Origin of the sequence: Flavobacterium araucananum, assembly GCF_002222055.1 — a bacterium.
GTDB classification, from domain to species: domain Bacteria; phylum Bacteroidota; class Bacteroidia; order Flavobacteriales; family Flavobacteriaceae; genus Flavobacterium; species Flavobacterium araucananum.
Genome location: NZ_MUGS01000057.1, coordinates 1 through 14,811 on the forward strand (window position 1 = coordinate 1; position 14,811 = coordinate 14,811).

The 14,811-nt window shown below is 35.8% G+C and carries 12 protein-coding genes; 4 read left to right on the forward strand and 8 right to left on the reverse strand.

The annotated features are described in order from the left end of the window. Positions 1-149: 149 nt before the first annotated feature. The 3 genes from B0A64_RS20655 to B0A64_RS20665 are packed head-to-tail and all read left to right on the forward strand — an operon-like array spanning position 150 to position 6,784. Positions 150-3,356: a SusC/RagA family TonB-linked outer membrane protein gene (locus B0A64_RS20655; protein ID WP_089481380.1), complete on the forward strand. Its 3,207-nt coding sequence runs from the start codon at positions 150-152 to the stop codon at positions 3,354-3,356. A 16-nt stretch (positions 3,357-3,372) separates the two neighbouring features. Beyond that, complete coding sequence (locus B0A64_RS20660; RefSeq protein WP_089481381.1) at positions 3,373-5,175, forward strand: RagB/SusD family nutrient uptake outer membrane protein; 1,803 nt, start codon at positions 3,373-3,375, stop codon at positions 5,173-5,175. A 43-nt stretch (positions 5,176-5,218) separates the two neighbouring features. Further along, positions 5,219-6,784 (forward strand): DUF5123 domain-containing protein, encoded by a 1,566-nt coding sequence (locus tag B0A64_RS20665; protein ID WP_089481382.1) that lies wholly within the window; start codon positions 5,219-5,221, stop codon positions 6,782-6,784. 117 nt (positions 6,785-6,901) lie between these two features. Here B0A64_RS20665 and B0A64_RS20670 read toward each other — a convergent pair whose 3' ends face one another. The 8 genes from B0A64_RS20670 to B0A64_RS20705 all read right to left on the reverse strand — a co-directional run bounded on the left by B0A64_RS20670 (position 6,902) and on the right by B0A64_RS20705 (position 12,661). Continuing rightward, positions 6,902-7,474, reverse strand: a complete 573-nt coding sequence (locus B0A64_RS20670; protein WP_089481383.1) for a pentapeptide repeat-containing protein — start codon at positions 7,472-7,474, stop codon at positions 6,902-6,904. A 41-nt stretch (positions 7,475-7,515) separates the two neighbouring features. Next, a complete protein-coding gene (locus B0A64_RS20675) occupies positions 7,516-7,716 on the reverse strand; it encodes a hypothetical protein (RefSeq protein WP_089481384.1) in 201 nt (66 codons plus the stop codon). A gap of 70 nt (positions 7,717-7,786) precedes the next feature. Beyond that, on the reverse strand, positions 7,787-8,707 hold the full coding sequence (locus B0A64_RS20680; RefSeq protein WP_089481385.1) for a helix-turn-helix domain-containing protein: 921 nt from the start codon (positions 8,705-8,707) through the stop codon (positions 7,787-7,789). Between the two features lie 3 nt (positions 8,708-8,710). Then, positions 8,711-9,274, reverse strand: a complete 564-nt coding sequence (locus tag B0A64_RS20685) for a DUF6642 family protein (RefSeq protein WP_089481447.1) — start codon at positions 9,272-9,274, stop codon at positions 8,711-8,713. 233 nt (positions 9,275-9,507) lie between these two features. Next, on the reverse strand, positions 9,508-9,855 hold the full coding sequence (locus B0A64_RS20690) for a hypothetical protein (RefSeq protein ID WP_208863559.1): 348 nt from the start codon (positions 9,853-9,855) through the stop codon (positions 9,508-9,510). Positions 9,856-10,165: 310 nt separating this feature from the next. After that, the gene (locus B0A64_RS20695) at positions 10,166-10,492 is read right to left on the reverse strand and encodes a DMT family transporter (RefSeq protein ID WP_089481386.1); all 327 of its coding nucleotides are present in this window, start codon (positions 10,490-10,492) and stop codon (positions 10,166-10,168) included. Positions 10,493-10,558: 66 nt separating this feature from the next. Beyond that, positions 10,559-11,122, reverse strand: a complete 564-nt coding sequence (locus B0A64_RS20700; protein WP_089481448.1) for a Crp/Fnr family transcriptional regulator — start codon at positions 11,120-11,122, stop codon at positions 10,559-10,561. A gap of 33 nt (positions 11,123-11,155) precedes the next feature. Next, positions 11,156-12,661 (reverse strand): aminotransferase-like domain-containing protein, encoded by a 1,506-nt coding sequence (locus B0A64_RS20705; protein ID WP_244285460.1) that lies wholly within the window; start codon positions 12,659-12,661, stop codon positions 11,156-11,158. A gap of 43 nt (positions 12,662-12,704) precedes the next feature. On the opposite strand from B0A64_RS20705, the gene B0A64_RS20710 reads away from it, so the two are divergent. Beyond that, the gene (locus B0A64_RS20710) at positions 12,705-14,567 is read left to right on the forward strand and encodes a TonB-dependent receptor plug domain-containing protein (protein ID WP_089481387.1); all 1,863 of its coding nucleotides are present in this window, start codon (positions 12,705-12,707) and stop codon (positions 14,565-14,567) included. Positions 14,568-14,811: the final 244 nt, after the last annotated feature.

Genomic DNA, 14,811 nt, shown 5'->3' on the forward strand with positions numbered 1-14,811 from the left:
AATAGTAGTTGTAAATAAGTATAAAAGTAAGCTATTACTGAGAAAAAGAAGCTACAGCTATAATAAAAGAGTCGAAAGGCGAACTTTAAAAATAACCACAAAAAATACCTTAAAACAAAAAAACTAATTAATAACTTAAACAATCAACCATGAATTTTAAAGATTTATTTAACAAAGGAGCAAATTGTTGCTTTGCAGTTGTTTTCTTATTGTGCTTACTTGCGGGCCATCAAATGAATGCGCAGACTGTAACACTCGAAGGAACTATAAAAGATGCTGCAGGACTAACTTTACCCGGCGTTAATATATTAGAAAAAGGAACAAAAAATGGTACATCTACAGATTTTGACGGACGTTATAAATTAAAACTTACCAATCCTAAAGCTGTAGTAACCTACTCTTTTATAGGTTTTAAAACCAAAGAAGTAACCGCTGCCGGAAAAACTAAAATAGATGTTGTTTTAGTAGAAGATGCCAACAACCTAAATGAAGTTGTAGTAGTAGGATATGGATCTGTAAAAAAAGGCGATTTGACAGGAGCTGTTTCTACATTGTCCGGAAATGACGTTAGAAAAACGCCAATTGCAAATGTTGCCGAAGCTTTGACAGGTCGTATTGCAGGAGTTCAGGTAATTTCTTCTGAAGGTTCTCCGGATTCTGAAATCAAAATCAGAATTCGTGGCGGGGGCTCTTTAACTCAGGATAGTTCTCCGTTGATAATAGTAGATGGATTTCCGGTGAATAGTATGAATGATGTTTCGCCATCGGATATCGAAACAATTACCACTCTTAAAGATGCGTCGTCTACTGCAATTTATGGTTCAAGAGGAGCAAATGGGGTTATCATTATTACCACTAAAACAGGTAAGGATGGTAAAATTGCCGTAAACTTTAATATGTTTTATGGTATGAAACAAATGGCCAATCAAATTGATGTTCTTGCTCCGGAAGATTTTGTAAAATGGCAATACGAATATGCTTTGCTTGCCAAGGATGTTAATTCGTATGAGAAATATTTTGGATCATGGCAGGATCATGACTTATATAATGGATTGAAAGGAGACAACTGGCAAAAACAAATCTACGGTCGTACCGGAGAAGTTCAAAGCCGTGATTTAGGAATTCGTGGTGGTTCTGATAAAATAAATTTCAATTTTAATTATGCGCATTACGATGAGACCGCAATTATGCAAGGCTCAGATTTTAAAAGAAATAACTTGTCTCTTGCCTTAAAAAGCAAAGCAAGTGATAAGGTAGACCTTACCTTTACAATGCGTTACTCTGATACTCAAATTAATGGTGGCGGAGCAAATGAGCAAAATGAATTTTCGTCAAACGACTCCCGTTTAAAACACGTCGTAGGATATTCTCCAATACCAATGCCGGGTTTAACTACAGATAATACAGACGAAGCTTTGTCCAGTTATCTTGTAAATCCTTTTGTTGCTACGGCAGATAATGACCGTGAGCAACTTAGAAAAAACTTTAATATGCTGGGAAGTTTTTCCTGGAAGCTAACGGATAAACTTGTTTTTAAAACAGATTTAGGCTTAGATAATTATAATTATTTAGATTATCGTTTCTACGGACGCACTACGTATTATGTAGCAAATAAACCTGCTGCTACACTACAAGGAATGCCCGCAATGATTATGAGCGATAGAAAAGATACCCGTTTTAGAAATGCCAATACCCTTAATTATGATTTCAAAAAATCATTAGGGGACAACCATAGTTTAAGAATCCTTTTAGGAGAAGAATCGATAAATTATCAAAGAAATGACGTAACAGATGTTTTGCAGGGTTATCCAAAGTTTTTTGACTTTGATCAGGCAAAAAAGCTGACTTCGCAAGCCACACCAATCGCAGTAGATAATTATTACTTTGCAGATGATAAGCTACTTTCGTTTTTTGGACGTGTAAATTATGATTATAAAGACCGTTATTTATTTACGGCAACTTATCGTGCCGATGGATCAAGTAAATTTTTAGGCAATAACAAATGGGGATTTTTTCCGGCTGCAGCAGTAGCCTGGAAATTATCTGAAGAAAGTTTCCTGAAAAATGTTTCGTGGATCAACACCCTAAAAGTTAGGCTAAGTTATGGTCAGGCCGGAAACAATAATATCCCAACGGGACAAACGTCTCAAACGTTTCAATCGTCGCAATCTTCGTGGATAAACGGAGCAAATAACTATTGGGCGCCTTCGAACACATTGCCTAATCCTGATTTGAAATGGGAAACTACAGTGACGCAAAACTTAGGATTGGACTTTGATTTTTTCAAAAGCCGTATCAATGGATCTTTCGAATTGTATAAAAATGTAACGCAGGACCTTTTGGTTAATTTTCTTATTCCGGGATCCGGATATGCGACACAATATCGAAACATGGGAGAAACACAAAATACAGGTTTCGAGGCTACTGTGAATGTTGTGGCACTTCAAAAACAGAATTATGGTTTAAATTTCTCTTTTAATATCGGAGTAAATAAAAATCGTATCAATTCGCTTGGAGTAATGAATAATTTTAATGCTTCGAGCAACTGGAATTCTGCCATAGGCGATGATTATCAGGTAAATGTTGGTGAGCCAATAGGTATGATGTACGGGTATAAAAATGATGGCCGTTATGAAGTTGCTGATTTTGATTTTGACGGAACAAAATATACCTTAAAACCAGGAATTGCAAACAGTTCAACGATTGTTGGAGCGGTACAACCCGGAACAATGAAACTAAAAGATCTAAATGGCGACGGTGTTGTTACTACGGCAGATCGCGCTATTATTGGGAACTCAAACCCAAAATATACAGGAGGTTTTGTAATTAATGGTAATGCTTATGGTTTTGACCTTTCGGCTTCTTTTAATTATAGTGTAGGCAATGATGTTTACAATGCTAATAAAGTCGAGTTTACGAGCGCTACTCCAAACGGACAATACAGAAATTTAAGTTCTGAAATGGCTGACGGAAAAAGATGGACCAATCTTGATCCTGCAACAGGACAGTTGGTAACAGATCCTGCTGCGCTAACAGCACTTAATGCCAATACAACAATGTGGTCACCGTACATGAATCGTTTTGTTTTTAATGATTGGGCAGTCGAAGACGGTTCTTTCTTAAGGCTTAATACCCTTACGCTAGGGTATACGTCTCCAAATTCTTTAACGTCTGCAATGGGGGTTTCTAAATTGAGATTTTACCTCACCGCTACGAATGTTTTTCTTATTACCAACTATTCAGGACCGGATCCTGAGGTTTCGACAAGAAGAAGCTCTCCTTTGACACCAGGTGTAGATTATTCCGCTTATCCGCGTAGCAGACAGTTGGTTTTTGGTTTAAACCTTAATTTTTAATTTAAAACGTATCAAAATGAAACATAAAATAATTATAGCAGGGTTACTCGTAGCGGGACTTTTTAGTTCTTGTCAGGATGATTTCTTAGAGGCTCCGGCACAATCTACAGTAGAAGAAGAAGCCCTTTTTTCGAATGTAGGTCTGGCCAAAGGTGCTGTTGACGGAATAAAAATACCTTTTGGAGATACCAATGGACATAGAGGTCGTTTTTTGCCTTATTATGGATTTAATACAGATGTAGAATGGTTTAATGCCTCAGAATCTACCTCTGATGATAAAGCAGATTTAAGTATTTATGATGCAAAAGCGATCAACAGCCAGATGGATGTCGAAGTAACTGTTGGCGGTGGCGGAAATCCATGGACTTCCATGTATTCCGGGATTGAGCGTGCCAATGTTTGCATCAAAGGTTTACGCCAATACGGTGATCCAAAACCCGGAACTGAACTGGGGTATTTGTTGGGTGAAGCCCTAACCTTGCGTGCTATTTATTATGCTGATTTAATGAAAGCACATGGCGATGTACCGGCTCGATTTGAACCTGTAACATCAGCTACTATTTATTTGCCAAAATCCAATCGCGATATCATTTACAAACAACTAATTCAGGATCTGGGCGAAGCTGCTACATTAGTGCCCTGGCCTAACGAAACTGCTGCAACCAATAGTGTAGAACACGTTAATAAAGCATTTGTAAAAGGTTTTCGTGCTCGTTTAGCCTTAGTAGCGAGCGGATTTCAGCAATATCCTGATGGTGTTCGAAGAAGTAAAGACGCCGATCTTTCTGTCGAAAAAATGTACAAACTGGCACTGGACGAATCAAGAAGTGTAATCGAGAGCGGAAAAGCACACCTGGAATCTTCATTTGAGACTTTCTGGAAAAAATACAATCAGGAAATTACAGCTGCAGGAGGAGAATCCCTTTGGGAAATTCCGTTTGCAGATGGTAGAGGACGAATGTTGTTTAGCTTCGCAGTCAGACATACAGACACAGATCAGTTTCATGCCAATGGAGCCAATCGTGGTGGAACTGCAGGACCATTACCCTTTATTTTTTATGATTATGATCCGGCAGATACGCGAAGAGATGTTACCTGTGTTCCTTATATCTATGGGAAACCTGTAAACGGAATTGCAAAGCAGGAATTAGGAGCGTTGAACAAATGGTGTTTTGGAAAATACCGTTACGAATGGATGACACGTCGTGTAACCTCAACAAATGATGATGGGGTTAATAAAATTTATATGCGTTATGCCGAAGTACTTTTAATTGCTGCCGAAGCTGCAAATGAAATAGAAGGACCAGCTTCTGCTGCGCCTTACTTAAAAGAAATACGCAGACGCGCTTTTGCTCCGGCAGTTCAGGCAGATAAAGTAGAAAATTATGTAAATGCTTTGACCGGCAAAACAGCTATGTTTAATGCTATTGTAAACGAAAACAAGTATGAATTTACCGGTGAGATGGAACGCAAACAAGCTCTTATTCGTTGGAATTTGCTTAAAGTAAAATTAGAGGAAGCAAAAGCAAAAATGTTCGACTTGCAACAACATAGAGGTGAATATGCTACCGTACCTACTACTTTGTATTTTAAATATAAGACAGATAATGTGTCACTTGATATTTATGGCTTAAACAGAGGAGAAAATGTAAATCCGGGAGCAGATTATACTTCTTTTGCGTGGAGCACTCTGACAGACAGTAAAATAAACTCTCTCTATAAACTAGGAGTTAATCCGGATAACAGACAGTTTTGGCCGGTATGGCAAAAACTTATTAACGGAAGTAATGGGCAATTGGTCAATGATTATGGCTATTAATATCTCAGAAAAAAATAATTATAAATTATAAGTTATTATGTTTATGAAAACAAAATATATACTAAAAGGAGTAATAGCCACATTATTATTCGCATTTGCAATTTCAGGTTGCGAAAGTTTTAATGAGGAATTGATGGATGGGATAGGAGCGACCAGAGAGTTTTCTCCGTTAGGAGTTACAGCAGTAATAAGAACTCAGACGACAGTCGAATTAAACTGGACCACAAAAGAAGATGCAGATCATTATGTGGTAGAGTTTAGTGCCGATGATACTACCTTTAAAACGATTTATAAAACGGTTGAAGTTACTGCAAAACAATTGCCCTTAAAAGTGCAATTAGAAGGAGAAACTACATATTCTATACGAGTAAAAGCCGTTAGTGCAGCAGGTTTGGCAGATTCTAAGTGGTCTGTTATTACCGCAACTACATTGTCTGAGCAACTTTTTCTTGCTTCTGTAGATGGTGATATCGATGCCAAACAAGTTACCCTAAGATGGGTTGCCAATAGTAACGTAACACAAATTGTGGTTAACCCTGGTGCTATTACGCACACCATTACTCCAGCAGAAAAAACTAGTGGTATTGCTGTTGTAACCGGCTTAACTGGCGAAAAAGCCTATACGGCAGACTTGTTTAACGGTACTAAGAAAAGAGGTAATAAAGCATTTACAACTGCAATCGATATTGGAGACGGGATTCTGGTAAAAACTACCGATGACTTAGTACAAAAAATTATTGATGCTCCGGCAGGTTCTGTTTTAGTTTTAGAAGCCGGAGATTATACAGCTCAAATTGCGACTATTGCTTTGGCAAAATCGATAACAATTAGAGGTTTAAGAAGTTTTAATAAACCAAAATTAAAAGTAAACTTCTCTTTGCTTGCAGGAGCTGCAAATGTTAGTTTAATCGACTTGGATCTTACGGGTGATGTAGCATCGGCTAAAAATGATGTTATAAAATATAATGAAGCAGGAACCTATAGTAAACTCATCGTTAGCGGTTGTACCATTCATGATTACAATGGTTCATTTGTTAGCGCAACTAGTGCTGCTGCCAGAATTGAATCGATCACGGTAGATAACGCCTTAATTACAAATGTTGGAGTGGGGTCAACCGGAGAATTTATTGATTTAAGAGGTAGTTTTACAGCTGCTATTAATCTTACCAATAGTACTTTTAACAATTGTGCTCAGGCAAGAGCTTTTATTAGAGAAGATGTCAGTGCTGCATTTGGTACTGGTTTGGTAACAAATACATTAATTGATAGTTGTACTTTTTATGGTGTAACAAATACTATTGCACAAAGCGGTTATCAAATTCTCTATATTCGTTTTGCAACCAATGCTACAATTGTTCGTAATTCGTTATTTGCAGAAACAGTTGCAAGATATGCCAATCAGGCAGCAACTGTAGCACCAACATTCACCAACAATAATTATTTTAATGCAGCAACACTTAATGCAGCGGCACCCGTGTCGCCTTTAAAATCTGATGCTTCAGGAACTGCCTTAAATCCACAATTTACAAATGCTGCTACAGGCGATTTTACACTTAAAAATCAGACCCTGATAGATAATAAAATTGGAGATCCGCGTTGGAGACCATAGTTTTTTTTAAAAAAATTGTTACAAAAAAGGGATGCAGTCTAAAAACTGCATCCCTTTTTTTATAAAGTATAACAACGCTTGTCAAAGTTTTGAAACGCCGGTTACAGATAATTGCAATTATTCAATATCCAGATCAAATTTTTCTAATAAACCTGCAAGTGCCGTCTGAGATACTTTTGTTCTTTTTATTTTATTTTCGGAAGGATCAAAAGCATAATTTCTGGAAGTCCTAAAATCAGTTTTCTCCAAAATACAATCTTGAAAAGTAGCATTTGCAAGATCACAATTTTTAAAAAGAGAAAGCGATAAATCAGTATTCGAGAAGTCGACATCTTTTAGCGAACAATCGATGAAGTTTGTTTTTTTTAGTTTTTTGTAAATAAAAGTCGAATAGTCAAGAAGACAATCCTGAAAAGACATCGAAAATAAAAAACTATTGCTCGCACTAAAATCAAGACCCATTAATTTGCAACCAATGAATTTAATGTTTTTTAAGCCTGTGTTTTTAAGAACCGAAAGCGAAAGATTACAGTTTTTAAAAGTACAATCTAAAAAATCGATAGAACTGAAATCACTTTTCGAAAAATTACAGTTGATAAACTCGCAATTGATAAATTCAGTATCCAATAATTTTTGATCCGTATAATCGATCGTATCAAATGTTTTGTTTTGATGTAATGCTGCTTCCATAGGAGTGAGTTGAGGTTTGAAAAATAATAAGCGAAAGCGATTTATTGTAATTCGATACAATCGAAAATGTCATTTTGTAATGTCATTTCGTTTATTTCGGCTTTGCTTTCAATTCTTAAAATATTATCGCAATCCTCAAGATCAAAATTCCATAAAGATTCAGGAAGCCGGTCATTAAGCAATGCATTTGCGAACTCTAATTTCGATTTAGAATCAACGGAAGTTTTAAAAACATAAATCATAATTTGCTTTTTTTTACAGGGCAAATTTCAACAAATGCTTTTTGAGTTGATAGGATTTTGTAAGCAATAATTAGGATTTATCAATCAATTTTCGATATTGAATAGGAGTGATTCCTTCTTGTTTTTTAAAGAAACGACTAAAGTAAGAATGATCCTCATGTCCTACCTGCATTGCTATTTCATTGATAGAAAGAGTAGTTTGAAAAAGCAAATATTTAGCTTCAAGCAAAATGGCATCATCAATCCATTTGGTAGCGGTTTTGCCCGTTGCAGATTTTACTGATTTGTTTAAATGATTTGGCGTAACATTAAGTAGCGAAGCATAATAATTGACCTGATGATTTGTTTTGATGTTGGCAAAAATAAGTTTTTTAAACCTCGAGGCGAGCACAGCAGAAGCCGTTCCGCTCTTTGGTGTTTTGATGTTATTTTTGTTCATTTCGCAAAACAATGCCATGAGATAGGACTGTACAATATCAAAATTTGTAATATCGCTTTGGACATATTCAGCTTGCAAACGATTAAAAAGGTTAAAGATAAAAGGAGAGTTGGTTTCGGAGAGACTAATTTTTGGATTTCCTCCAACTTTCAGGAAATCAAAATCATTTAACAATTCCGTATTTCCATATTTGCCAACCAAAATATCCGGATCAAATTGACAAATAAATCCGGTGAGCTCATTGTTAATTTGTTCTATCGAAAAAATTTGTTCAGCAGGAACTATCATGATTTCATTTGAAATATAAGTGTATTCCTCGAAACCAATTTTTAAGGATTGCGTTCCTGAAGTGAGAAAAAGAAAAGTATGAGAAAAGTGTTTTGAGGGCGGAACCGGAATGAGAAGCTGATTGATGTCTTCCATCTTTAGACAAAAAAAACGTTCCGAACCTGATTTGAAAAGCTGATGTGCAGGATCTTCCGGATCCAGGAATTTTTCGCGGAAACCCTGAAAACCATACGTTTTTATTTTTTCATTTGTTTTACTTTTCATGGTTTAATAATACAATCTAAAATCAAGTAATTTGCACAAGGCATAATGTTTTTGATACAACTCTTCCACAACCTCTGTAATATCATCATTTTCCTGATACAGGCTAAAAAATGCTTTGTCAATTGTACTGCAACTCGCGATTTTATTATAGGTCGAGCCATATCCTGAAATGGCTCTTGCACCGGTAATATCCAGAAAATATTGGGCTTCGTCATCCTTAAGATCTAATACCTTAAGATTCGCAAAATGTATGATTTTGCCTTTCATTTTACCTTCAAAAAGTTCGGCTATTTCTTCCAGGCTGTAATAATAATCATGAAGGCAAATGGTATTTGCTTCGCCGGGCATAACGAGATAGATGATTTCATAATCCTTAAAATTATGATCTTCATAAAGTAACACATTCAGGCTTTCTTCAAGACCTTCGATCGTATCGCAAGTTTTATAGATACTGGCAATACCTTGATCAATCGCAATTTCTTCTAAATTTTTTACTACCTGAGTTGCCCTGTCATCGTCTACGTCCGGAACACCTTCGAGGCAGAAGATGAATTTTTCGTAATCCATACCATTATGTTTTCTTGTTGCTAATAAGTCTTTGTTTTTCTTTCTCACAAAAGTATTTTTTATTGTCGAAAAACTGCTACGACAATAAAATTTTAACGCATTTTTTACAGCGAAGCAACAATCAGTTATTATTTTAAATAAAAAAAATCCACTTTTAGAAAAACTAAAAATGAATTTTAAAACTAAGTATGAAGGGTTTAATTTTTCAGGTTATAAACACTGTTGGGTATAAATTATTCGGCTCTGTTCAGGACTAATAATTTCTGCCACCATTTAGGTTCTTGTTCTTGAAGTGTTTCGCTATAATTAATAAGTGTAGGCTGTTTTTTATGTCCGCAAGCGGCACAGAAAGCAGCCTTAGAGGTACGATACGGTTTAGAACAATTCTCACATGCTGAACCGTACAACTCGATTCGGTGGTGCATAATCGCATTGGGATTTGTTTCTTCAAATCCGGATAATTCTTTATAATAATCAAGTAAATCCTTGAACCGTTTCTTTCTCGTCATATTACATTTCCCTGTTTTAAAACCATCACGATAGAGATGAGAGGCAATTTTATATTCCGCTTCATCAAGCATAGGAACTTCCATTTTACAACGCCAACACCAAAGGTCTTTCATGGTTATATTTTTACAGGTTAAAAGGTCTAATTATTGTTTTTGTAATATTTGACTTTAATGTCCGGCTAATTTACAATGGTTTATTAAGATTAATTTACGGTTTTTCACATTTCAGTAACAAAAATCGTTTTTTTTAACACTTAAAACAATAAGTAGAAATACCTGTTTTTGCAAAGGCAATTTAAATTTGACAAAAAAAAGCGAATTAGTTGAGGCTAATCCGCTTTTGAATAATTTTGAGATCTACTACTAATAGTATTTGTGTCTGTTAATGTGCAATGAATTTTAGACCTACAATAGAACCAATTAAAGTGCTAAGAAAAAATATCCTTAAAAAAGTTACAGGTTCCTTAAAGACAATAATTCCTAAAAGAACAGTTCCCACGGCTCCAATTCCTGTCCAGACTACATATACGGTTCCCATAGGCAGGGTTTGTAATACTTTAATCAAAAGCCCCATACTCATGACAATAGAAATGGCAAACCCCAAATACCATAAGTACATTTCATTGCCCGTAGCTTCTTTTGCTTTTCCCAGACATAAGGCAAAAATTACTTCAAATAATCCTGCAATCACTAATAAAATCCAATTCATAACTTTTTTTTGCAAAGGTTAGAAAACGAATTGGCAGAGAATTTTACATTTGTTAAAAAATCAAGATTATCTAATTTCGGCTCGAATCCTGCTCAGGCTTACTTGCGAAATTCCCAAATACGAAGCAATATGTCCTAATTGTACACGCCTGATTAAATGAGGATAATCTCTAAGGAGTTCTTTGTAGCGTTCTGTAGCAGTACGAAACTGACTTGAGATAAGACGTTCTTCGGTTTTTACCAATTCTTTTTCTGCAAATTTTCGTCCCCAATTGGCAATGTTTATGTCCTGCCCGAAGAGTTTTTCGAGATTCTTGCTTTTCAATTCATATAATTCGCAGTCTTCCAGAAGTTCAATATCTTCATATCCTTTTTGGTTCGCAACATAACTTTTCATCGATAAAACGGTATCTCCTTCCTTCCCAAACCAAAAAGTTACTTCATTAGCATCGCGATTCGCATAAGCTCTGGCAATTCCTTTTTTGATAAAATAAATAGAGGATTCAATCTTATCCGCTCTCAATAAAATATGACCTTTAGAATACCTTACTTCAGTCACACAGTTTTGAAGCAGCCGTTTTGAAGCTTCCGGTAATGGATATATCAAGTCAAGAATTTGTTCTATTTCCATATCATATTTTTTCATGAATTATTTTACTAAATTTTATATAATTGCATCAAGGGACAGGCGTAAAATTGTTACTGCATTTTCCATTTCAGTTTTATCTAAATGTCCAAAACCTAAACGGGTTGCGGTAAGATCTTTGGTCTGGTATAAAATGGTTTTTGGCAAGAATAAACCGTTTGCAGCACATTGCTTTTGCAGTTTTATCAAATTGAAGTTGTCAAGCCACTCTACCCAAATTGCCAAACCCCGAAGCGGAACCTGAAATTTGATTTTGCCACTTAACTTTTCCTTTAGCAATACAACAAAATAGTCTCTGCGTTCTTTATAGATTTTTTTATTTTTTTTCGAAAGACGATGTACCTCACCTTCCCTGATCCAATCTGTCAAGACCTGTTCTTTGATAACATCAATTCCAGGCTCCAGAATGTTTTGATGTTTTTCGAGTTCTTTAATAAACTCAGCCGGAGCAGCAATAAAACCATAACCAAAACCTGCCGGCAAAGATCTGCCAAACGATCCAATATAAACCACTCTTTCATTAGAATCTAAAGCTGCAAGCGGTAAAACAGGATTGTTGTCGTAATGAAAATCAAAATCATAATCATCTTCCAGAATAACAAATCCGTACCTATTGGCCAATTCCAATACCTCCATTCTTCGTTTGGCACTTAGAGAAGTTGTCGTAGGATAATGATAATTAGAAGTAAGATATAAGATTCTAATCGTATTCTCTTCGCAAATTTGTTTTAGATATTCGGTATTAATTCCTTCTTTATCAACCGGAATAGAAATAATTTGAGCACCACTATCTGTCAAAGTCATGTTAGACATATAATAACCCGGTGAAGCCACAACCACTTTATCACCAGGCGAAATGAGCAGTTTTGTCACCAGGTACAAACTAATTTCATGGCTGCTGGTGGTGAGTAAATTTGAGGTCGAAATGCGAATGCCTCTCGTTAGGTTTAAAAAATTAGAAAACTGGGTTTTAAAATTCAAATGTGATTGTGTTTGAATTTGTTCCCAGGTTTTGGCACTTTTCCTGCTTTTTAATTTCGAAACATAAAGTCTTGCCAAAACATCTGTCTGAACCAATCGCAAATCAGGTAAACCATCCGTAAATTGGTACGGTAAAATACTTGTTTCTTTTGGGTTTTCGAGAATTGTAGAATGCTTAAAAGTAAAACCGGAGCTTGCTCTCGAATTGTTTTTGCTTTCTGTTGGAATAAATTCGTCCTTCTTTTTTTGTTGTTTCTCTGTTAATATAAAAGTTCCTTTATTGGGCAGGATTTCGATCCATCCTTGTAACTCTAAATCCTGGAAAGCTTTTATGAGCGTGTTTCTATTAACGGCTAGTAATTTGCACAAAACCCGCGTTCCAGGAAGTTTTGTGCCCTCTGGAAGTAAGCCTATTTGTATCGCTTTTATAAATTCAAAAACGATTTGCAGATACAATGCTGTCGTTTCTTCAGGCTTGAGCTGAATGAAACTTTTAAAAGGAATTTGAACCGGACTATCCATTTTTGCAAAACTGGTATACATTAGTAGTACGGCAAGATACTACTTTTGCAAAAAAATAAAAAAAATGACAAAACTTTATTTTGCTGCACTGGCTCTGATAAGTGTTAGTTTACAGGCTCAGGTGCAAAAAGATACCATAAATATTGATGAAGTAATTATTCATGAAAATAGGTTTAGTACACCAATATCTAAGAAAAACAGAAATGTTTATATCATAGATAAAGCTACAATTGCAAAATTACCGGGACGATCTATTCAGGAAATCCTACAATATGCAAATGGAGTTGACCTGAGACAAAGGGGGCCTTTTGGTAGTCAGGCAGATGTAAGTGTAGATGGCGGAAGCTTTGAGCAAACCGTAGTTCTTTTGAACGGAACAAAAATCATTGATTCTCAAACGGCACATAACATGCTCAATTTGCCTGTTCCGGTTGAGGCAATCGAGAGAATAGAAATAATCCGTGGTCCTGCCGCGCTTACTTATGGCGTGAATAGTTTAACAGGAGCGATCAATATTATTACTAAAAAACCAACGAAATCCGGATTTTTGGTAAATTCTTACGCAGGCTCGAATTTTGAGAAAGACACACAAAATACAGGTGATACCTTTTATGGCACCGGAATTCAGGCAGGTGGTGTTTTGAGCAAAGAAAAACAACAACATTCGCTTTTTGCCTCTCACGATAAAAGCAACGGATACCGCTATAACACGGCTTTCGAAAATAATAAAATATTTTATCAGGGTAATTTCCAGCTTAATAATACCAACGAGATTTTAACCTCATTTGGATATATTAATAACGGATTTGGAGCGAACGGATTTTATGCGGCTCCGGGAGATAAAAACTCAAGCGAGGTCGTGCAAACCACATTTGCATCTGTGCAATCGAAACATCAATTGTCTGAAAAATGGACGTTGATGCCCCGAGTGAGTTACAGATACAATTATGATGATTACCGTTACTACGGAATCGCTAATCTTAAAGCAGGCAGAAGTCAGCATTACACCAATTCGATAGCGGCAGAAGTGAATACGACTTATAAGATGGAAACGGGAGAATTAGGTTTTGGTGCCGAAGTTCGAAGCGAGGATATTTCTTCGTCTAACATTGGTACGCATGACCGCGAAAACTATGGCATTTATCTGCAATACCGTACTACTTTTATCGAAAAGCTGGATGTAAATTTTGGTACTTATCTTAATTATAACTCAGATTATAAGTGGCAGGCTTATCCGGGACTTGATGCGAGTTATGCTATTACTGATGCTTTTAAGATCATAGGGAATATAGGAACAAGCCAGCGTATTCCGTCTTTTACGGATTTGTACCTCAACCAGCGTCCGGGAAATATTGGGAATCCTAATCTGGAAACCGAAAATGCTTTTCAGAGCGAAGTAGGATTCAAATATATCAAAAGAGATTTTAGTTTTAATGCAAATTATTTTTTCAGAAAGATCAGCAATTTTATAGACTGGACAAGAAACGTAACGACAGAGCCCTGGCAGAGTAATAATTACGGAAATCTGAATACAAATGGATTTAATCTACGAACGAATTACAGAGCAAACCTGTCCGAAAATTCTAAGCTTAATATCAATCTGGCATATTCTTATTTAGATTTTAAATTTCAGGATGTAATTCCGGTTGTTTATTCTAAGTATCTGGTTTCGTCTTTAGAACATCAGGTAACGAATACAATAGATTTTCAACATAAAAATTTTACGGCTTTATTTGCAACACGTTTCAATCAAAGAATTACCGGGCCATCATATTGGGTAAATGATTTCAGAGTAAGTCAGGCGATTAAAAAAGTAACCGTATATGTCGATGCACAAAATATCTTCAATGCTACTTATTATGAAGTAGGAGCAGTGCCGCTTCCTTCAAGATGGTTTAGTCTGGGAGTAAAACTGGTGACTTTTTAATTTTCTTTTTTAGTTTTATTATAATGAAAAAAGCCCTTTTATCTGTTTATGATGAAAGGGCTTTTGTATTTACAATAGATTTTTGTCGAGACAATAAGTTTGAGATTAATTTTACCCGTTAGGTGTAATTATTTTTAACACATAGAAACATTAGCATTGTTGCACTCAGTAAAGGCGTTTCACTTGCAGTAACAAACATAGCTATGTGTAAGAAACAAGTTTCTTTTTGATTTACTTTTTCATA